At 70.6% G+C, this 19,386-nt stretch carries 16 protein-coding genes and 1 pseudogene; 10 read left to right on the forward strand and 7 right to left on the reverse strand.

Features of this window, described 5'->3' with window-relative positions:
- Positions 1-117: 117 nt before the first annotated feature.
- The 3 genes from ACVTJA_RS49950 to ACVTJA_RS49960 are packed head-to-tail and all read right to left on the reverse strand — an operon-like array spanning position 118 to position 3,460.
- The gene (locus ACVTJA_RS49950; protein WP_465831670.1) at positions 118-1,131 is read right to left on the reverse strand and encodes a D-cysteine desulfhydrase family protein; all 1,014 of its coding nucleotides are present in this window, start codon (positions 1,129-1,131) and stop codon (positions 118-120) included.
- A gap of 49 nt (positions 1,132-1,180) precedes the next feature.
- Positions 1,181-2,908 carry a glycoside hydrolase family 15 protein gene (locus ACVTJA_RS49955; RefSeq protein ID WP_465831671.1) on the reverse strand — a complete coding sequence of 576 codons (1,728 nt, stop codon included), beginning with the start codon at positions 2,906-2,908 and terminating at the stop codon, positions 1,181-1,183.
- Positions 2,909-2,965: 57 nt separating this feature from the next.
- A complete protein-coding gene (locus ACVTJA_RS49960) occupies positions 2,966-3,460 on the reverse strand; it encodes a MarR family winged helix-turn-helix transcriptional regulator (protein WP_465831672.1) in 495 nt (164 codons plus the stop codon).
- Positions 3,461-3,528: 68 nt separating this feature from the next.
- Between ACVTJA_RS49960 and ACVTJA_RS49965 the strand changes: the two genes are divergently transcribed.
- The 4 genes and pseudogenes from ACVTJA_RS49965 to ACVTJA_RS49980 all read left to right on the forward strand — a co-directional run.
- Positions 3,529-3,927, forward strand: coding sequence for a nuclear transport factor 2 family protein (locus tag ACVTJA_RS49965; protein WP_465831674.1), 399 nt, complete (start codon positions 3,529-3,531; stop codon positions 3,925-3,927).
- Positions 3,928-4,068: 141 nt separating this feature from the next.
- Positions 4,069-6,504, forward strand: a complete 2,436-nt coding sequence (locus ACVTJA_RS49970; protein ID WP_465831676.1) for an ABC transporter permease — start codon at positions 4,069-4,071, stop codon at positions 6,502-6,504.
- A gap of 372 nt (positions 6,505-6,876) precedes the next feature.
- Positions 6,877-7,164, forward strand: coding sequence for a hypothetical protein (locus ACVTJA_RS49975; protein WP_465831678.1), 288 nt, complete (start codon positions 6,877-6,879; stop codon positions 7,162-7,164).
- A gap of 242 nt (positions 7,165-7,406) precedes the next feature.
- Positions 7,407-7,472 (forward strand): annotated as a pseudogene (locus ACVTJA_RS49980) (hypothetical protein); the annotation flags it as partial.
- A 62-nt stretch (positions 7,473-7,534) separates the two neighbouring features.
- Here the strand turns inward: ACVTJA_RS49980 and ACVTJA_RS49985 are convergent.
- Entirely contained in the window at positions 7,535-7,903 is a 369-nt protein-coding gene (locus tag ACVTJA_RS49985) for a hypothetical protein (RefSeq protein WP_465831679.1), read from the reverse strand.
- Positions 7,904-8,298: 395 nt separating this feature from the next.
- Here ACVTJA_RS49985 and ACVTJA_RS49990 point away from each other — a divergent pair, with 395 nt between their 5' ends.
- The 4 genes from ACVTJA_RS49990 to ACVTJA_RS50005 all read left to right on the forward strand — a co-directional run bounded on the left by ACVTJA_RS49990 (position 8,299) and on the right by ACVTJA_RS50005 (position 13,372).
- On the forward strand, positions 8,299-9,492 hold the full coding sequence (locus ACVTJA_RS49990; protein WP_465831680.1) for an acyltransferase family protein: 1,194 nt from the start codon (positions 8,299-8,301) through the stop codon (positions 9,490-9,492).
- 129 nt (positions 9,493-9,621) lie between these two features.
- Positions 9,622-10,668 (forward strand): ABC transporter substrate-binding protein, encoded by a 1,047-nt coding sequence (locus ACVTJA_RS49995; RefSeq protein WP_465831681.1) that lies wholly within the window; start codon positions 9,622-9,624, stop codon positions 10,666-10,668.
- On the forward strand, positions 10,665-12,338 hold the full coding sequence (locus ACVTJA_RS50000; RefSeq protein WP_465831682.1) for an ABC transporter permease: 1,674 nt from the start codon (positions 10,665-10,667) through the stop codon (positions 12,336-12,338). Before ACVTJA_RS49995 ends, ACVTJA_RS50000 begins: the two co-directional genes overlap by 4 nt.
- A complete protein-coding gene (locus tag ACVTJA_RS50005; RefSeq protein ID WP_465831683.1) occupies positions 12,338-13,372 on the forward strand; it encodes an ABC transporter ATP-binding protein in 1,035 nt (344 codons plus the stop codon). The genes ACVTJA_RS50000 and ACVTJA_RS50005 overlap by 1 nt, the downstream gene beginning before the upstream one ends.
- Before the next feature lie 13 nt (positions 13,373-13,385).
- Here the strand turns inward: ACVTJA_RS50005 and ACVTJA_RS50010 are convergent, their stop codons facing one another.
- Both ACVTJA_RS50010 and ACVTJA_RS50015 read right to left on the reverse strand, forming a co-directional pair.
- A complete protein-coding gene (locus ACVTJA_RS50010; protein ID WP_465831685.1) occupies positions 13,386-13,958 on the reverse strand; it encodes a DUF2911 domain-containing protein in 573 nt (190 codons plus the stop codon).
- Positions 13,959-14,091: 133 nt separating this feature from the next.
- A complete protein-coding gene (locus tag ACVTJA_RS50015; RefSeq protein WP_465831687.1) occupies positions 14,092-14,655 on the reverse strand; it encodes a GNAT family N-acetyltransferase in 564 nt (187 codons plus the stop codon).
- A gap of 235 nt (positions 14,656-14,890) precedes the next feature.
- Between ACVTJA_RS50015 and ACVTJA_RS50020 the strand changes: the two genes are divergently transcribed.
- Positions 14,891-16,135 carry an MFS transporter gene (locus ACVTJA_RS50020; protein WP_465831688.1) on the forward strand — a complete coding sequence of 415 codons (1,245 nt, stop codon included), beginning with the start codon at positions 14,891-14,893 and terminating at the stop codon, positions 16,133-16,135.
- 9 nt (positions 16,136-16,144) lie between these two features.
- Positions 16,145-16,414: a DUF2277 domain-containing protein gene (locus ACVTJA_RS50025; RefSeq protein WP_465831690.1), complete on the forward strand. Its 270-nt coding sequence runs from the start codon at positions 16,145-16,147 to the stop codon at positions 16,412-16,414.
- Between the two features lie 1,276 nt (positions 16,415-17,690).
- Here the strand turns inward: ACVTJA_RS50025 and ACVTJA_RS50030 are convergent.
- A complete protein-coding gene (locus tag ACVTJA_RS50030; protein ID WP_465831692.1) occupies positions 17,691-19,232 on the reverse strand; it encodes a fatty acid desaturase in 1,542 nt (513 codons plus the stop codon).
- Positions 19,233-19,386: the final 154 nt, after the last annotated feature.

A 19,386-nucleotide genomic window follows, 5' to 3' on the forward strand; every position in this document is an offset into this window, starting at 1 on the left:
GGGAACCCCGCTGAATGACTGGGCGCGGAGGGGGGCGCAGGGGGCACTCGTGACCTGCCCCGCTACAAGCCGGCCGCCGCTGTGACATCCGGCGCTACAGCCGGGTCCGGTGTGCCCTCACACGCCGGAGGCGGCGTCGAAGGCGGAGACGTAGGCGAAGAGCCCGGGCAGGCCGCCGGTGTGGACGAAGACCACCGTCTCGTCACGCTTCACGGTGCCATCCGCGATGCGCGCGAGCATTCCGGCGAAGGCCTTCCCCGTGTACACCGGGTCGAGGAACAGCCCTTCCGTGCGCGCGAGCAGCGAGACGGCGTCCACCATCTCCGGCGTCGGCAGGCCGTAGCCCGGACCGATGAAGGCCTCGTCCACCTCGACGGAGTCCTCGCGAAGTGGCGCCTTCGAGCCGAGGAGCGTGAGCGCCTCCGAGGCCATGGCCCGGACGCGAGGGGCGATGTCCCGCGCGGGTGCGAGCACGCTGACACCGTGCACGCGAGCGGTGCCTCCGAGCGCCGTCAGCCCCGCGACGAGCCCCGCCTGCGTGCCGCCGCTGCCACAGGCGACGAAGACGCGGTCCACGTGCACGCCGGACGCGTGGGCCTGTTCCAGAATCTCCCGCGCACACTCCGCGTATCCCAGCGCGCCGAGCGCATCCGAGACGCCGAAGGGCAGCACGTATGGGGAACGGCCCTCCTGGCGCGCGCGGGCGGCGAGCTCTTCGAGGTACGCACGGCTGTCCACGTCACCGGCGACGACGTGGACGCGCGCGCCGAGGAGCTGGTCGAGGAGGACATTGCCGTTGTGCTCATAGGCCGCGTCGGTGCGGGGCACGCGCTTGCGCAGCACCAGCTCGCAGCGAAGGCCAAGCCGGGCCGCGGCGGCGGCGAGCAGGCGCGAGGCGTTGGACTGGAGGCCGCCGTCGAGGAGCACGGTGTCGCAACCCTGGGCACGGGCGCGCGCGAGGTGGAGCTCCAGCTTGCGGAGCTTGTTGCCTCCCGCGCCGAGGCCGCCCATGTCATCGCGCTTGAGGAGGAGGCGGGGACCTCCCAGGTGGCGGGACAGACGCTCCAACGGCTGGAGCGGAGTGACTCCATCCATCAGGGCAATGCGCGGCGGCAGAGGCAGGCTCGTCATGCCGCGGCTTCTACCCGTGCGGAGGCCGGTGGACCAGCCGAACGCGGCCCTACTCCGTCAACGCCGTGGTACGCGACAGTCCCATCGCGGCCTGGACGAGCGCCACGTGGCTGGAGGTGTGTGGGAAGTTGCCGGCCATGCGGCGCTGGCGCGGGTCATACTCCTCCGGCAGCAGGCCCACGTCGTTGCGCACGCGAAGGAGCCGCTCGAAGAGGATTCGGGCCTCGTCGCGCCGCCCCATGAGGTGCAGGCTGTCCGCGAGCCAGAAGCTGCACACCAGCGACACACCCGCGCGCAGCGAGTCGTCCTGACGCACGAAGTCCCCTTCGCCCAGCTCGCGCTCCACCGCCTCCACGGTGCCGCGCACGCGCGCGTCGTCCGCGGGCAGGAAGCCCAGCCGCGCCAGACGCAACAGCCGCGCATCCAGGCCGCGACCACCGAGCTCGCGAGTGAAGGCCCCCCGGCTCGAGTCGAAGCCCTCTCGGCACACCTCCGCGTGCACGTCCGCGCGCAGCCGCTTCCAGCGCTCCACCGGCGCGTCCAGGCCGAAGCGCGCGGCGGTCTCCAGCGTCCGGTCCACCGCCACCCACGCCATCACCTTCGAGTACGTCATCGGCGGCCCCATGGCGGCGGGCTGGAGCCAGGCGCTCTCCAGGTGCTCCAGCATGGCCCGCTGCAGGGCCCACGCATCACTGCTGGGAGGCAGCCCCCGGCGCGCGGACTCGTGGAAGCTGCCCATGACCTCGCCGACGTCCTCGTTGCTCAGGCCCCGGTGGGGCGCGTGGCCGATGCGCACCGGGCGGGTGCCCTCGTAGCCGGGCAGCCACGGCAACTCCTGCTCGGAGAAGCGCCGCTCTCCGGCGACGCCGTAGGAGGACTGAAGCTCCTCAGGCTCGCCGGCCACCGCGCGCACCAGCCAGTCGCGCCAGGCGCGGGCCTCGTCCAGGTAGCCTCCATCCAGCAGGGCCTGGAGCGTGCTCGTCGCATCGCGCAGCCAGCAGAGGCGCGCGTCGCCGGGACGACCTCCGGAGGACAGCGGCAGCGACGTGGTGGGCGCCGCGACGATGCCACCCGTGGGTGAGTACGTCAGCGCCTTGAGGGTGATGAGCGAGCGCTGGAGCGGCTCGTGCCACGGCCCGGTGGAAGCGAGGCGCGAGGACCACTCCTTCCACCACGCCTCGGTGTCCGCCACGGCGGCCAGCGCATCCAGCGCGGGCGGTGGAGGCTCGTGCGAGGGATGCCAGGAGAGGACGAAGGGCACGCGCGCGCCCGGGTCCACGGGGAAGTCCGCGGTGAAGGTGCCGCCGCGCCGCTGCAGCTTCACGGGCGTGCGCAGGGCCACCGAGTCCGGGCCCGCGCGAGCGGACGCATGGTCCTCGTGGAAGCGCACCCAAGGCGAGCGGTCGCCGTAGCCGAAGTGGGCGAGCAACTCCATGCGCATGGGGACGGAGCCCTTGAGGCCATACACCACGCGCACGAGGTCCGGTTCCCTGCCGCGCGGGGGCATGCAGTCCACCACGCGCACCACACCGTCCTCCGTCTCGAAGTCCGTCTCCAGCACCAGCGTGCCGGGGCGGTAGCGGCGCGTCACCTTCAACACGCCGCCCGCCGGAGCGAGCAGCCACCGTCCATGCGACGCGTCTCCGAGCAGCGCGGCGAAGCACGCGTCCGAGTCGAAGCGAGGCCAGCACAGCCAGTCGATGGAGCCGTCCCTACCGGCGAGCGCGGCGCTCTGCGTGTCACCAATGAGGGCGTAGTCTTCCAGGGGAAGGGCCATGAACGGGGAGCATGGCACAACGCCGCGAGGGGCTGCCCGCACCCGCCCCCCGGGGCATCAGCGCGGAGCCCGCACCTTCCGCGTCCGCACGGCCTCCGCGCCGCCCAGGGACGTCAGCACGTCCGCCAGCAACCGCCGGGCCTCCTGCACCGCGCGGGCCCCGTGCTGGCGCTCGAAGCGCTTCTGGAGCGCCTCGCGCACCGCGCGCGCCTTCTCCACCGAGGCCCGCCCGCGCGCGGACAGCGCCACCCGCCGCACCCGCGCGTCCTCGGACTCCGTCTTCTCCACGTAGCCCAGCCCCTCCAGCTCGGCGACCGTCTTGGATGCCGCCTGCTGCGTCACCTCCAACAGCCCCGCCAGCTCGCTGATGGAGCGCGGACCGCCCAGCAGATGCTGGAACACATACCCGTGTGCATGCCGCAGGCCCGAGAAGCCCGCCGCGTGCAGGTCCTCCAGCACCTGCTCGTTCATCCGCTGCCCGACAAAGAGGGCGAGGTAGCCCAAGTCGAGCGACTCCAGCTCCACCGCCGAGGCGTCCTTCCTGCGTGGCATGCCCTCTTCTCTTGCATCCACAACCATGGTTGTGCAACATGGGTTGTGTAATCACCCCGGAGGAGCCCATGTCCACGTCGAACCTCGACACCACGCTGCGCTACCTGCAGGCCCTGGAGAGCATGGCCACGGGAGAGGCGCTGGCGTCCTTCTTCCACCCCGACGTGGTCCAGCGCGAGTACCCCAACGCGCTCACCCCCAAGGGCCAGACGCGGGACTTGAAGAAGCTCCTCGCGGACTCGGAGCGGGCGAAGACGCTGCTGTCCTCGCAGCGCTACGCCGTGCGCAGCACCCTGGCGCACGGCGATACCGTAGCGGTGGAGATGGACTGGACGGGCACGCTCGCCATCCCCGTGCGCACGCTGGCCGCCGGAGCGCAGCTGCGCGCCGCGTGCGGCATGTTCCTCACCTTCAAGGACGGCCGCATCCTCACGCAGCACAACTACGACTGCTTCGAGCCGTTCTGAGGAGCACCTCGGGGGAAGGCCTGTCCGGAAGCGGGATGGGGATTCCCAGCGCCGGGCACCCGGGCTCGCCACCCGCGTCACCCGCCGTCCGGACGTGACTGGCTGCGCGCCCTGGCATGGTCCATGCTCTCGGGTCCTGGAATGGACAGCCTCCTCCAGGACCTCCGGCTCGCGCTGCGCCGGCTGCGTCGCAGTCCCACCTTCACGGTGGTGGCGGTGGCCACGCTGGCCCTCGGCATCGGCGCCAACGTGGCCATCTTCAGCGTGGTGCACGCGGTGCTGCTGCGCCCCCTGCCCATGCGCGACGACGCGCGGCTGGTGCGGCTCTACACGGTGGGCAAGCAGGGCGCAGGCCCCACCTCGCCGCTGGACCTCGAGGACATGCGCGAGCAGGCGAGCGCCTTCGATGGCCTCACCGGCGTGGCGAGCGCGGCGATGACGCTGGGCGCGGACGGGCCCGAGTCCTCGCCGGAGAAACTCCAGACGGGGCTGGTGTCGGCGGACTTCTTCCAGGTGCTCGGCGCGGGCGTGCAGCTCGGCCGCGCGCTGCACGCGGGGGACGACGCGCCGGGCGCACCCAAGGTGGCGGTGCTCTCCCACGGCCTGTGGCAGCGGCGCTTCGGCGGCAGTCCGTCCGTGCTCGGCCGCTCGCTCGACCTCGGCGGCCCCGAGCCCTGGACGGTGGTGGGCGTGGCGGCCCCGGGCTTCGACTTCCCCGCGCGCGCCGAGTTGTGGGTGCCGCTCATGTGGGAAGAGAGCATGGTGAAGCCCGAGGCGCGCGGCGCGCACTGGCTGGAGGTGTACGGCCGGCTCGCGCCCGGGGTGAGTCTTGAGGGCGCTCGAGCCCAGGCCGCTGACATCGCCCGCCGGCTGGCCGAGCAGTACCCGAAGACGAACGCCAACACGGGCGCGAGCGTGGAGCTGCTGCGCGACGTGCTGCTCGGCAACGTGCGGCCATCGCTCCTGCTGCTGCTCGGCGCGGTGGGACTGGTGCTGCTCATCGCCTGCGCCAACCTCACGCACCTGCTGCTGGCGCGCGCCGCCTCGCGCGAGGGCGAGCTGTCCGTGCGCCTGGCCCTGGGCGCCAGCCGGGGACGCCTCGCGCGCGAGCTGCTGCTGGAGAGCGCGCTGCTCTCCGTGCTGGGCGGCGCGGCGGGACTGCTCGCGGCGATGTGGGCGCTGGATGCGCTGGCCGTGTTCGGGCCGCGCGACATTCCGCGCATCGACGAGGTGACACTGGACCGCACGGTGCTCGCCTTCACCGCGGGGCTCGCGGTGCTCACCACGTTCCTGTTCGGCCTCGTGCCCGCGCTGCACGGCTCGCGCGCGGACCTGGGGCGCACCCTGCGCGCGTCGAGCGCCGGAGGCGGCACCAGCGCGCATCGCCACGGCACGCGCTCGGCGCTCATCATCGGGGAGACGGCGCTCGCGGTGCTGCTGCTGGTGAGCGCGGGCCTGCTGCTGCGCAGCTTCGTCCACCTGCGCGGCATGGAAATGGGCTTCCAACCGGAGGGCGTCCTCTCGGTGAAGCTGGAGCTGCCCTCGCTGCGCTACCGCTTCGGCACCGCCGCGCCCGAGGCCTTCTACGACACGCTCCTGGAGCGGCTACGCGCGCTGCCCGGCGTGCAGGTGGCGGGCGCGGCGAACCTGGTGCCCATGGAGGCCACCATCAAGTGGACCACGCCCATGAAGGATGCGCAGCGGCCCGTGGCTCCGGGTGAGGCGCCGTGGGAGACGCGGGTGCGCATCATCACGCCTGGAGCGCTGGAGGCGCTGCGCGTGAAGGTGCTGCGCGGCCGGGGCCTCACGGCGCAAGACAGGGGCGAGGGCGGGCGCGCGGTGCTCGTCAACGCCGAGGCGGCGCGCCGCTTCTGGTCCGGCGAGGACCCCATCGGCCACACCGTGAGCACGGAGCTGGACTGGGGCGGCGGCGCCATGGGCGGCCGGGTGGTGGGCGTGGTGGAGGACCAGGCCATCGACGGGCTCGGAGCGCCCGCGGTGCCGGAGCTGTACGTGCCCTACACGCAGGCGCGTGGCACGGGCATGACGCTGCTCTTGCGCACGGAGGCCGAGCCGCTGGCGCTGGCCTCGGCGGTGCGGAGCGAGCTGCGCGCCATGGACGCGAGTCTCGCCACGGGCAGCGTGCGCACGCTGGCCTCGGTGGTGGACGGCACGGTGGCGCCGCTGCGCTTCTACCTGCTGCTGGTGGGAATCTTCGCGAGCGTGGCGCTGCTGCTCGCTGCGGTGGGTTTGTATGGCGTGGTGGCGTACGCCGTCTCGCAGCGCACGCGGGAGCTGGGCATCCGCATGGCGCTGGGTGCTCGGGCCGAGCAGGTGACGGGCATGGTGCTGAGCCGCTACCTGAAGCTCACGGCGGTGGGGCTGGTGCTGGGACTGGGGCTCGCCGTCGGGGCGAGCCGGGCGCTCATGCACCTGCTCAGCGGCGTGCAGCCGGTGGACCCGATGACGTACGCGGGCGTGGTGCTGGTGCTCGGCGCGGTGGCCTTCCTGGCCACGCTGCTGCCGGCACGGAGAGCCGCGCGTGTGCCTCCGGCGGTGGCGCTCAGAGGGGACTGAATGGGCGTTGAGGACGCGGTAGCTCCAGACTCAACGCTCCCTGCTGCATGGGCGCCTCGTCGATGCAGCACCAGCCGGCGAAGAAGTCTTCGTTGATGGCGGCATCCTCCGCGAGAGCATCAACTACCGCCTGCTCGCGGATGGGCTTGCCTATCCGACGTACTACGAGGGTCTCTTCGCGTCCCCGCGCCGCACCATGGACGAGGCGGTGTCGCGGGCCGAGCCGATACGTGCCCCTGGCAGCGTCTGGTCGATTGACGCAACCGAATCCGGGGTAGACCTTCCCCCGCTCGCCAATGTCGTGGACCCGCGCGCCGTAGGAGACGTTGGGGCTGCTCGAACAGCAGCTCACGCCAGCGCGAAATCGGCTCGATGGAGACGCCGCCTGGGCTCATCCGCCTCACCTGGCGTGACAGCGCATTCATGTTCGTGTCCGGGCTCACAGGCCGGGTGCCCATGTTCAACACGGAGGTGACACCCCGTAAGTACGCGCAGAACTTCGCGGCGGCTCATGACGCGGGAGTCGTGGTGGTGCACCTCCTCCCCGAGCTCCTACGGCTGCACTCAGCCAATTCCCAGATGCTCTTCGTAGAAGCGGAACCCACGTTCAAAGCTGGAGAGCGCATCTCCAGGAAAGCCGTCATTGGCGGCAGCCCCTGAGCGAGCACAGGGGCCGACACACGGAGCGAGCAACATGCGTGTCCGCCTGTCGGACGCGTTGCAGCCGGGAGCCGCGCGCCAGGCAACCCGGCAAGGTGGCTCCCATCCTGCCCACCCAAGATGTCAGCCCCCTCCGGTAGAAGGGTTTCGTGGAAGGAACGTTCCTTCCACGGGACGGCCGCCCCGGAGGGGGCGGGAGGGGCAGGGGCATGGGGTTCACGGAGTATTTCCTGTCGGGGATGATGCAGAGCTCGGCGGAGGTGCTGGGCCAGCACGGCTACGAGCACGTGAAGGCCGAGCAGCTGGCCCGGGCCGCGGGCATGTCGGTGGGCTCGCTGTACCGGCGCTACGGCAGCAAGCCGCGCTTCGCTCAAGAGGTGCGCGACTTCAGCGAGAACGTCTTCTGCCAGGACGTGGACTGGGCGTACATCTGCAAGCACGGGGCGGAGGGCGTCACCTTCCGCGAGGCCTTCTTCGTCTTCTGGAACGCGATGGCGAAGTGGGCGCTGGGCAAGCCCGGCCCCTTCAGCTTCACCTTCCTGCATCCGAGGGTCCCCGGCCAGCAGGTGCCCGGCGGCGCGGCGCGGGCGATGGTGCGCGAAGTGCTCCAGCACGGCGAGCAGGAAGCAGCGCTGAGGCCCGGCTGCGTCAGGGCGGGTGAGGCCCTGGTCTGGGGCACGCTGACGGAGCTGGCGCGGGCGTCGGCGGAGCGCAACGAGCCGGTGTACCTGGAGGACATCGCCGAGTCGGGAGAGGCCCTCTGGCTCGCACTGGCGAAGACGGATGGCTCCGGCGGCATTCGTGGGGATGGCCCCCGGGGGGACGTCACTCCCGACAGTGGCACTTCTCCTGGTGTCACACAGCCGGAGTCACAGGAGAGAGTGGATGACTCGGGCCGTTCCCACAGTGGAGGGTTTGCTCTCGCACCTCCCCAGCCAGAGTCACGGACGCTGGCCGAGGCTCCTCGCACACCGAAACAGAACGGCACGCCTGTCGACATCCTGCCTCCTGCGACCACATTGAGGGAGCATTCCGGAAGGACGCGTCCACGAAGTGGCGGGCCGGGTCTTTCGGGCCCACGCTGCGGTGCTACAGCCATGGGAGCCCCTGTGCTCCCGGGACGAGGTTCGCACCGTGACTTCCCCGCAGACAGCTCCCCGGTTCGATGGGCTCGACACGCTTCGCGCGGTCGCCATCCTCCTGGTCTTCGCCTACCACTACATGGTCTTCGTCAGCGGCGAACCGACCTTCGGCTGGGTCAGCACCGTGGGCTGGACGGGGGTGGACCTGTTCTTCGTGCTGAGCGGCTACCTCATCGGCAACCAGCTCCTCTCCGGCATCACGAAGGGCAAGACGCTGTCGCTGAGGGCCTTCTACATCCGCCGGCTGCTGCGGACGCTGCCCAACTACTACGTGGTGCTGGCGCTCTACTTCCTGCTGCCCACCATCATGGGTGGCAAGACACCGCCGCCCCTGTGGCGCTTCCTCACCTTCACGCAGAACCTGTGGTTGAAGCCGGGCACCGCGTTCTCCCACGCGTGGTCGCTGTGCATCGAGGAGCAGTTCTACGTGCTCCTCCCGCTGGGCATCGTCGCCGCGCTGCACTTCGGCAAGTCGCTGACGAAGCGGGCCGCATGGCTCGCGCTGGGGACAATGATTGTCGGCGGAGTCACCCTGCGCTGCGTGCTGTGGTTCCAGTACGGGCTGGAGGAGGGCGGCGCCGTCGAGGGCTACTACCCGAACATCTACTACTCCTCGTTCTGCCGCTTCGATGAGTTCCTGCCCGGCGTGGCCATCGCCATGCTGAAGAACTTCCATCCGGAGCTCTGGAAGCGCGTCACCAGTCGAGGACAGGCCATGCTTGGCATGGGCGTGCTCGCGACCGGCGTCATGTTCGTGCTGCTCGCGCGGTACTACTACATCGACGGCTACGGCTATGGCTTCGCGATGACGGGCTTCGGCTACTCGCTGGTGGCCTGCGCGTTCGCCGTGCTGGTGGTGGCCGCGCTGAGCCCGGACTCGATGCTGTACCGCGTGCGCGTGCCGGGGGCCGCTTCGCTCGCGGCGTGGTCCTACGCCATCTACCTGACGCACAAGCCGCTCGCGCACATCCTGCGGGAGCAGTTGAAGCCCTGGGCCCTGGGCAGTGGCGTCACGGTGGCCATCATCGCCGCCGTGTGCCTCATCGGCGGCTGGCTGATGTACCGCTTCGTCGAGACGCCGTTCATGCGGCTGCGAGACAAGCACCACCCGACGAACTTCCCCACCGAGGCCGGCGCACGAGCCGAGCCGGCTATCGCGCTGGCGGGTGAGCCCTCTCGGCCCTGAACACCTTCGGGGAGATAGCTGAAGCAAGGAGCGTTGCTCATCCCAAGGAGCGTGTCCGCCGGAGCTGCCCGAAGACACACCCGGTCGTGACGGTGACTTTCCTCCTCCGTCCCGCATAATCCCGGGGCAATGCCCTTCCCTGCCCTGGTCCGGAGGGCCGGCCTCGCCGCCGTGCTCGTCCTGCTCGCCGCGTGCCGCATCGAGTCCGCCGCGCCCGCGTCCGGTCCCGTGGCCGCGCGCGAGGGGGCTCCCTCCGGCGATGTCTGGGTCTACACGTCCATGTACCGGCACGTGCTGGACGCGCTGGACCCGCTGCTGAAGGAGAAGCTCCCCGGCGTGCAGGTCCACTGGTACCAGGCCGGCAGCGAGAAGGTGGCCAGCCGGCTCGAGGCCGAGCGCGCCGCCGGTGCCGTGCGCGCGGACCTGCTCGCCACGTCGGACCCGTTCCTCTACGAGCGGCTCGCGCGCGAGGGCGCCTTCGCGCGCTATGCCTCGCCCAACGTGCTGCGCGTGCCGCGCTCGCTGATGGATTTGGACGCGCGCTACGCGGCCATCCGCCTGTCCACCATGGTGCTGGTGCACCGCCAGGGCACCACGCCCGTGCCCACGTCCTTCGCGGAATTGGCGGACGGGAAGTGGAAGGGGCGCGTGGCCATCGGCGACCCGCTGACGTCGGGTACCGCCTTCACATGGGCGGTGTTCTGCCAGGCGCGCTACGGCGATGCCTTCTTCGCTGGCCTGCGCGAGCACGGTGCCATCGTCGCCGGAGGCAACGCGGCGGTGCTCCAGAAGGTGGAGAGCGGCGAGGCGGACGCGGGCGTGCTGCTGCTGGAGAACGCGCTGGCGGCCCGAGCGCGCGGCAGCCCCATTCAAGTGGTGTGGCCCACGGATGGCGCGGTCGTCATCCCCGGGCCGGTGGGCCTGTTCGCGACGACGCCCAACCCCGTCGCGGCGAAGGCCGTGCTGGACGTGCTCCTCTCCCCCGAGGGCCAGCGCCTCATCGTCGAGAAGGGCGACATGCACGCGGTGGACCCGAGGCTCGGAGGGCCGCGCGGTGAGCCCGGCGTGGAGGCGCTGCTGGAGAGAGCTCAGCCGTGGACTCCGGCGCTCGTGGAGCGGGGCCTCACGCGCGGCGGAGACATCAAGGAGTCCTTCACGCGGGCGTTCTCCCGATGAGCGTGCGCGCGCTGTCAGGACGGTGGCTCGGGCTGGGCGCGTGGCTGGTGCCCATCGTGTTCTTCGCGGTGGGCCCCGTCGTCATGCTGCTCCTGCGCGGAGCGGGCGTGCACGGGGACGCGGGCCTGACGTGGCTGGCCTCGGAAGGTGGAGCGCTGGGGAACACGCTGAAGGTGTCCACGGGGGCGGCGCTGCTGGCGCTGGTGCTCGGCACGCCGCTGTCGCTGCTGTTGTTCCGCACGGACCTGCCGCTGCGCGGAGCCTTCACCGTGCTGTTCACCCTGCCCTCCGCCATTCCCGCGTTCATCTGGGGCATGGGGTGGCTGTCGCTCGCGAGCCCTCGCGCGGGGTACCTCAACCGACTGCTGGGCGAGGGCACGTTCAACATCTACGGCCCGGCGGGCATCGCCTTCGTCGAGGGATTATCGGGCCTGCCACTGGTGCTGCTCGCGGGAGCCGCGGCGCTCCGGCGGGTGGACCCGGCGCTGGAGGAGGCAGCGCGCGTGTGCGGAGCCTCTCCCGTGCGAGCACTGCTGACGACGACGCTGCCGCTGGCGCTGCCATCGCTGCTGTCCGGCGCGGTGATGGTGTTCCTCATGGCGGCGTCGTCCTTCGGGGTGCCGTACCTGCTGGGCGTGTCTGCGTCTCCGCCCACGCGCGTGCTCACGACGCGCATCTACGAGCTGGTGCTGCTGGGTGGGGACGCGGGGCTGGCGCGTGCGTCGGTGCTGGCCACGGGGCTCCTGCTGCTCGTGCCCGTGGCGCTGCTGGCGACGTGGGCCCTGGGGCGCTCGGGGCGCGTGCGCTTGAGCGCGGGCAAGGGCGTGTCGTCACGGCCCTTCCCCCTGGGCCCTGCGCGCGGAGCGGCCACGGTGGCGGTGGGGCTCGTCTGCGCGGTGTGGGTGCTGTTGCCGCTGGCGGCCATCCTGCTCACGTCGTTGCAGCGCAGCTTCGGTGCGGAGCTGGCGTGGCGCGAATTGACGCTGGCGCACTGGTCCGGAGTGTTGCTGGAGCCGCGCACGCTGCGGGCCACGGGACGCAGCCTGCTGCTGGCGGCGGGCGCGGGAGTGCTGGTGTGCGCGCTGGGGCTCGCGACGGCGGTGCTGCAACGGAGCTTCCGCCGCGCCGGAGCGGGCGTGGAGGCGCTCGCGGCGTGGCCGTACGCGGTGCCGGGCACGGTGGTCGCGCTGGCGTTGCTCCTCGCCTTCTCAAGGGACTTGCGCTTCATCCTGATGGACCGCGTCGCCTTCGTGCTCGCGCTGGCGCACACGCCGTGGCTGCTGCTCATCGCGTACGCGGCGAAGTACCTGGCGCTCGGCGCGAGGAACAGCACGGAGGCCCTGGCACAGATTGACCCGTCGCTGGCGGAGGCGGCGCGGGTGAGCGGCGCGGGCCCGCTTCGAGCGTTCATGGATGCGCCGTTGCCGTTGTTGAGGCCGGCGCTCGTGGTGGCCTTCGTCCTCGCGTTCCTCGCATGCGCGACGGAGATCACCATGTCCGTGCTGCTGGTGCCGGCGGGCTCGGAGGTGCTGGGCACGTTGTTGTTCGAGCTCCAGAGCTACGCGGACCCTGCGGCCGCGGCGGTGCTGGCCTGTGCCTTCGTCGCGCTGGTGGTGGTGGGACAGGCGGTGCTCGCGCGGCTGGGCCGGCGCGCGGTGGAGGTGCGGTGATGGCGGCGCTCGAGTTGGAGGGCCTGTTCAAGTCCTACGGCACCACGCCGGTGGTGCGAGGCCTCAGCCTGGACGTGCGAGAGGGGGAGCTGGTCTCCCTGCTGGGCCCCTCCGGCTGCGGCAAGACGACGACGCTGCGGATGCTCGCGGGGCTGGAGCATCCGGACGCGGGCGTCATCCGCATCGGCGGCGAGACGGTGGCCGGCCCCGGCGTGCGCGTCCCTCCCGAGCGCCGAGGCCTCGGCATGGTCTTCCAGAGCTATGCCATCTGGCCGCACCGCTCCGTGGAGGAGAACGTCGCGTACCCGCTGACGCTGCGCCGCACACCGAAGGCGGACGTCGCGTCGCGAGTGAAGGAGGCCCTGCGCTGGGTACGCCTGGAGGCGCTCGCCACACGGAGGCCGCACGAGCTGTCAGGCGGACAGCTCCAGCGCGTGGCCCTCGCCAGGGCCCTGGTCGCCAGTCCGCGCGTGCTGCTCCTGGACGAGCCCCTGTCCAACCTGGACGCGGCCCTGCGCGAGGAGCTGCGCGCCGAAATCGCCGCCCTGCGCGCGAGGCTCGGCACCACCATGGTCTTCGTCACGCACGACCAGGGCGAAGCGCTCGCGCTCTCCGACCGCATCGCGGTGATGAACCTGGGTGTCATCGAGCAGGTGGACACGCCCGAGCGCCTCTACCGCGAGCCCTCGACGCCCTTCGTCGCCGGCTTCGTCGGCGGGGCCAACGTCCTCACCGGCCACGTGCGCGACGGCGACTTCCACACCGCGCAGGGAGACCTCCACTTCCCACTGCCTCCCGGCGTCATCGGCCCGGACGGCCCCTGCACGCTGGTGGTCCGCCCCGAAGACATGGAGCTCGGCGGCGAGGGCACGCTGCTGCCGCTGTCCGCGCGCCTGTTCCTCGGACATTCGGCGGAGTACCGCTTCCCGGTGGGCGGCACGCTCTTGCGCGTGGTGGGTCCCCCGCGCGACGCACGCGCGGGGGAGTTGCTGCCCGTGCGCATCTGGAAGGCGAAGCTGTTCCCCTCCCGATGACGCACGTCGGGGCTCAGCCCTTCTTCGCCGGCTTCACGGGGACGGAGACCTGGGTGTTCTCCCAGGAGAGGTTCAGCGCGGTGCCCTTGTCATCGAAGGCAATCGTGAAGGCCTCGTAGGTGTCGGCGCTCTTCTTCGCGGGCACGTCCACGCGCAGGGCGTCGCGGTCCTTGTTGTACTTGTAGGCGCCCCACTCGCCGAGGTCCTTGTTGAAGATGAGCGTCCACTTGTCCGCCTGCGGAATGGCGAAGAACGCGTAGGTGCCGGCCGGGAGCTTCTTGCCCGCGACTTCCAGGTCCGCCGTGGTGGTCAGCTCGGTGGCGGCATTCGCGCCCAGGCGCCACACCTCGCCAAACGGAACCAGCTTGCCGAAGATGACGCGCTTCTCGCCCGTCTTCGGGTCCTGGATGCGAGGCGAGCTGTACGTCACCTTCACATAGGTGTTGTCGTCCAGCTTCTTCGCCGCAATCTGCAGCGGGCTGACGGGAGCCTTCTCGGGGGCAATGGTCTTCTGCGCCAGCGCGGGCGTGGCGGCGAAGAAGACGAGCGCGGCCAGGGTCGGGATGCTCAGCGTGCGGTGCGTCATGAATGGGTCCTCTGTCGTTTGGGGAAGGGCGAAGGCGACGCCGGACCCTAGCATCCGGGCCAGCGAGGGCTCCCCCGCTTCTTCCGGGCCCCTCCAACGCGGGACGGGCCCGCCCATTCCCTGACAGTTGCCGCTATCCGTGCAGCGGCAGCGCGACGACGGCCCACTCGTCCGTGGCGTCCTGGTACGTCTTCAGCACCTCGAAGCCGGCGCGGGCGTGGGCCCGCATCGAGCGCGTGTTCCGCGTGGCCACCTCCGTCACCGTGCAGTCGTAGCGCGTCCCGTAGCTCTCCCGGTGCTGGCGGTACATCGCGTCGAACACGCCCTGGCCGCGGTACGCCTCGGCCACACAAATCTGGCCCATGACGTAGTAGCGGTAATCGTTCAGCGAGCGCCCGCGCCAGCTCAGCGTCTCGAAGAGCTGGAACATGGGCTCGAGAATGGGGACGAAGACGCGGGCCTCCACCGGCATCACCAGCGCGTAGCCCGCGAGCGTGTCGCCGTCCTTCGCGATGACGCTCGGCGCGAGCGTGTGCATCCGCTCCAGGGTGTCCAGCGTGTGCGCCACCGTGAGGAAGCCCTCGCGCGCGGCCCGCTCGGGGGACACGTGGTCGCGAAGGTTCTCGGCCTGGAGCTGGAGAATCTGCTGCAATTCCTCGCGGCGCGTGACGAGACAGGTCTGGGGAGATGAGGCCATGGTGCCTCGGTTCTAGCGGGCATCGGGCCTCCTCGTGAAGGCACAGTCGCGGCACGAAAAGAGCGGCAGGTGTGCCGGTGCGACAGACAGCGTGCTCTCGGGCAGGCCCGCGCCGGCCGTGCCGCTCCAGCGGAAGCGTGCTCCCGGGCAGGCCTGTCCCGGCCGCGCTGCTTCGACGGAAACTGCTGCTGGCGCTGCGTGCGAACCTCGTGGCATCCACGGTGCCGGGTACCGCATGCAACGCACGAACTCCCCCCGCGCCGCCGGCTCCATCCTGGCCCTCGCCTATCTCGCCTTCATCAGCCTCGGCCTGCCCGACGGGTTGCTCGGTGTCGCATGGCCGTCGCTGCGCGACAGCCTGGGACTGCACCAGGCGCTCCTGGGAGCGCCCGTGGCCCTCGCGGCGGGGGCGTACTTCGTCTCGGGCATGCTTGCCGGCAGGCTCATCCAGGGACTGGGCATCGGCATGCTGCTGGCGGGCAGCACCGCGCTCGTCGCCGCGGGCACGCTGGGCATTTCCGCCGCGCCCTTCTTCGTGCTCATCCTGCTGGCCGCCGTCTTCATGGGCTTCGGCTCCGGCGCCATCGACGCCGCGCTCAACACCTACGCGGCCCGGAACTTCAGCCCCAAGCACATGTCCTGGCTGCATGCCGCGTACGCGGCCGGTGCCACGACGGGGCCGGCCATCATGACCACCGTGCTGAGCCACGGGGCTTCGTGGCGCGTCGGCTACTCGGTGGTCGGCGGGTTGCTCGCCACCATGGCCATCGCCTTCGCGTTCTCGAGGAAGCGCTGGGACGCGACGCCCGCCGAGACGCCGGTGGTGCTGGACGCGCCCGGAGGCATCGGCCCGGTGGCGGAGCAGGAGGCGCCGCGCGTCAGCGGGCTCACGGCGCTGCGCAGCGGCACGGTGTGGCTGCAGCTCGTCATCTTCTTCTGCTACACGGGTGTCGAGGTCTCCGCCGGGCAGTGGAGCTACACGCTGCTCACCGAGGAGCGTGGCCTCTCCCCGACCGCAGCCGGAACGTGGGTCGCGGCCTACTGGGGCGGGCTGCTCGTGGGGCGGCTCGTGCTGGGGTTCGTGGTGGAGCGGCTGGGGCAGGTGCGCTTGATTCGGCTCGCCACGGTGGGAGTGGTCGTCTCGGCGGGGCTGTTCGCCATCCCCGGACTGAAGGCGGGGGCCGCCGCGCTGCCGCTGCTGTCGTTCTCGCTCGCGTCCATTTTCCCGGGGCTCATGGCCGAGACACCCCGGCGCGTGGGCGTACACGTGGCGCCGCACGCGGTGGGCTTCCAGGTGAGCGCGGCGACGCTGGGCATCGCGGTGGTGCCGAGCCTCGGGGGCCTCGTGAGCGAACACCTGGGTCTGCGGGCCGTCGCGCCGATGATTGCCTGCTGCGCGGTGGTGCTCTTCCTCCTCCACGAGCGGCTCGTCGCCACGGCCGACCGGGCCACCTTGCCCGTGGTGCCGGAGCGCTCCTAGCCTTGGGGCATGTGCCGGAACATCAAGCCCCTGTTCAACTTCGAGCCGCCCGCGACTGACGACGACATCCGCGCGGCGGCGCTCCAGTTCGTCCGCAAGATTGCCGGCACGCGCAAGCCGTCGAAGCAGAACACCGACGCCTTCGATGTTGCCGTGGAGGAGATCTACCAAAGCTCCAAGCGCATGCTCGAAGGCCTGGTGGCGACGACACCTCCGCGCAACCGGGCCCGGTTCGAGGAACTGAAGCGGCTGCGCTACAAGAAGGCGGAACAGCGCTGAGTTGAAGACGGAGGTTGACTGCTGAGCAGTCCCGTTGCGCCCCGGAGGGTGCCGGACTCCCTTGAGATACCCTGAGCAGGCTGTGCTGCCTCGGGGGGAGTCATGCGCTGGCTCCACGGTGTCGTGTCCGCGGTTCTGCTTCTCGCTGGAACGGGCTGCCCGGCTGACCACATGCGGGATGGCTTCATCGACCGCGCCGCGCGCAAGGATACGAAGGAAGCCCTCAAACACGAATGTCCACCCGGAACGAGCTGGCAGAAGGATTGTGACGAGTCCGACGAGAACGAATCGGCCTGTGAGTGGGGCTGCCGATGAAGTGGCGGCCCGCAGTGGCGGTATTCGGCCTCCTGTTACTCCCGCTTCCGCTCATCCTCGCGGTCGGCGTCGGACGATTCCGCTCACAGGCCGAAGTCGAGGAGACAAGGCCATTCGTCCCCGTCCTCTCCCTCGAGGAACGCCGGGCACTCATCACCCATGAGCGCCTCTGCAAGCGGTGGACAGACTGTGAGCCACCGCTGGCGTGCCTGGACCTGGACGGGGGCCGCGCGATCTGCGTGGCCAGCGAGTGCCAGACAGACCTTCAGTGCGCGGAGGGCTTCACCTGCCGGGCACTGAGGAGCCGGAACAAGGGCCCATGGGTACGCACCTGTGTCGTCATAGGCTCGGCGGAAGAAGGAGCGCCCTGCTCCTCAAACTTCACATTCGAACAGGAGGCGGTCTGCCGCCCGGGCCTGCTTTGCAACGGCTACTGCGGCCGCCCGTGCGAGCTTGGGCAGCAGGGAACCTGTCCCGAAGCCACCCTCTGCCTGAACGGTAGAGAAGGACCTTCCTGCATGCCGACCTGTGATGGACGCGCCTGTCCTGAAGGACAGGAATGCGTCCCCTTCAAGAAGGGCTTTTCGGTCTGTGCTCGCATCCGGGGAGAGAACTGCCAGCGACAGGCCTGTCCCGAAGGGACTTCGTGCAGCGTGAGCTATCTGCCCGGCCATCCGGGCGAGGTGGAGATGGAGTGCACCCGGCGATGCGGTGCGGACCACCCCCCCTGCCCGGAAGGAACCGTCTGTGAGCAGCGGCAGTGCCGGCGTCCATGTGACTCGAAGGACGCCGGGGCCTGCGGCCCGCATGAGGCCTGCGCGTATTACCCAGACACGAGGCGCTGGCTCTGCGCCGTGAACCTCCGTGATTCGTCAGTCCAGTGAGGCAGTGCCGCGCTACCACTTCCCCGCGTGAGCGCCGCCGTCCACGTGGAGGATTTCGCCGGACACGAGCGGGACTCTCACCCACTCGCCGGAGGGGACCGTACGCCATCCATCGCCGGCTCCGGAGCCACGAGCCGGGGACCTCGCCAGAAGCGCAGGAAGGCCGTGAGATAGCCCGGCCGCTCACGGGTCGGGTCATCGTGTCGAGGCAGGTACAACCACGGCACGCGCGGGTGCTGGTGGTGCGCCAGGTGCCAGTTGAAGTGCAGCAGCAGCGACTCGTAGAGCGGATGCGCTCGCAGGTTGTGCGCCCCATCCAACACATGCCGGGGACTGTGCGCATGCGTGACGTACTGCTGCGCCGACCAGTTGAGCCCGTAGAGCGCGTACAGCAGCAGGTACCTCGCCGGAGACAAGTCCAGCGCGAGCACCAGTGCCACGTGCAGCAGCACCACGGCGGCGCATTCCAGCCGGATGCGGCGCATGAAGGACTCGGGGATGCCCTCCACCATGGCCACGGCGGACGGGTCCTTCACCAGCCTTCCGCGCAAGGCTCCAGGGGCCACCAGCACCACCGCCATCGCGAGCGGCACCAGCAGCCAGAAGCCTCCCAGGTAGAGCGCGTAGAAGGTGATGCGCTTCCGCCGCACGTCATCGCCCGGGTAGTACAGGTCGAACAGCTCCGCGTCGCTGCGGTTGCGGCGGTGGTGCCCGAGGTGACACGCGCGCAGGAACGAGAAGGGCCCGGGGAAGAACGCCGCGAGCAGCACGCCAAAGCCCTCGTTGACCCACGGGTGCGCGTGGAAGACGCGGTGCTCCGCCTCGTGCAGCAGTGAGTACAGCGGCAGGAAGAGGAAGGAGAAGACCACGCCCGCGCCCAACACCGTGGGCCACGTGTCCGCACGCGAGGCGAGCCACTGCAACGCCACGCCCCCGGAGATGATGCCGAGCGCCAGCATCACATTGAGCTTTCCTGGCGGCGCGGGAATGTCCACGGGCGCGCGCTCCTGCTCCGACACGCGCTGCCGCCGGAAGAACACCGCATGGGCCACGAGCGCCACCGCCACTCCGCCAAGCACATCCACCACGAAGTGCTGCTTCACGGTGAGCGTGGACACGGAGATGAGCGCGGCCCACACGAGCCACAGTGCCCCCGCTCTCCGGTGCCGCAGCCGCAGCGCTCCGAGCACGGTGACGGCGACGTGGAGGCTCGGGAAGGTGTTGCCCGGCAAATCCCGCGACCACATCACCCGGAACTGCTCGCGCCAGTACGGAGACGCAATCGACTCCACCGGTGGGCGCGGGAAGTGCGACGTGACGAGGAAGAAGCCCAGGTAGCACAGCGCATTCACGGCCAGCACCGCGCCCAGCATGCGCACGTACTCCTCCGCATCCAGCGCCCATGCCGCCACGAGCGGGAAGACGAAGAAGGACGTGTAGACGACATTCGTCCACGGGAGGAACGGGATGGCCGCGTCCACCGGCAGCGACAAGTCGAAGCGCGGAGGCAGGTGCGCGTTGAGCCACCAGTAACACTGGAAGGTGCCCAGGAGGACGGCCACCGTGGTGGCGAGCCTGCCGGCGAAGCGACGGTTGAGGCGCAGCAGCAGCTCCCGCATGGCCCTTCCTTCCGTGCCCCTCGGGCGAACGGGTGGATGTGAGCATGGCCTCGGGCTCCGCGCCAACGCGCGGCACGCACCGGCTGTCTCGCGCGGGCACTCCGCCAGTCAGGTGGGCGTCCTCATGCATTGCTCATTCGGCCCGCGCCGGGCT

The sequence above is a fragment of the Pyxidicoccus sp. M6 genome (assembly GCF_055568925.1).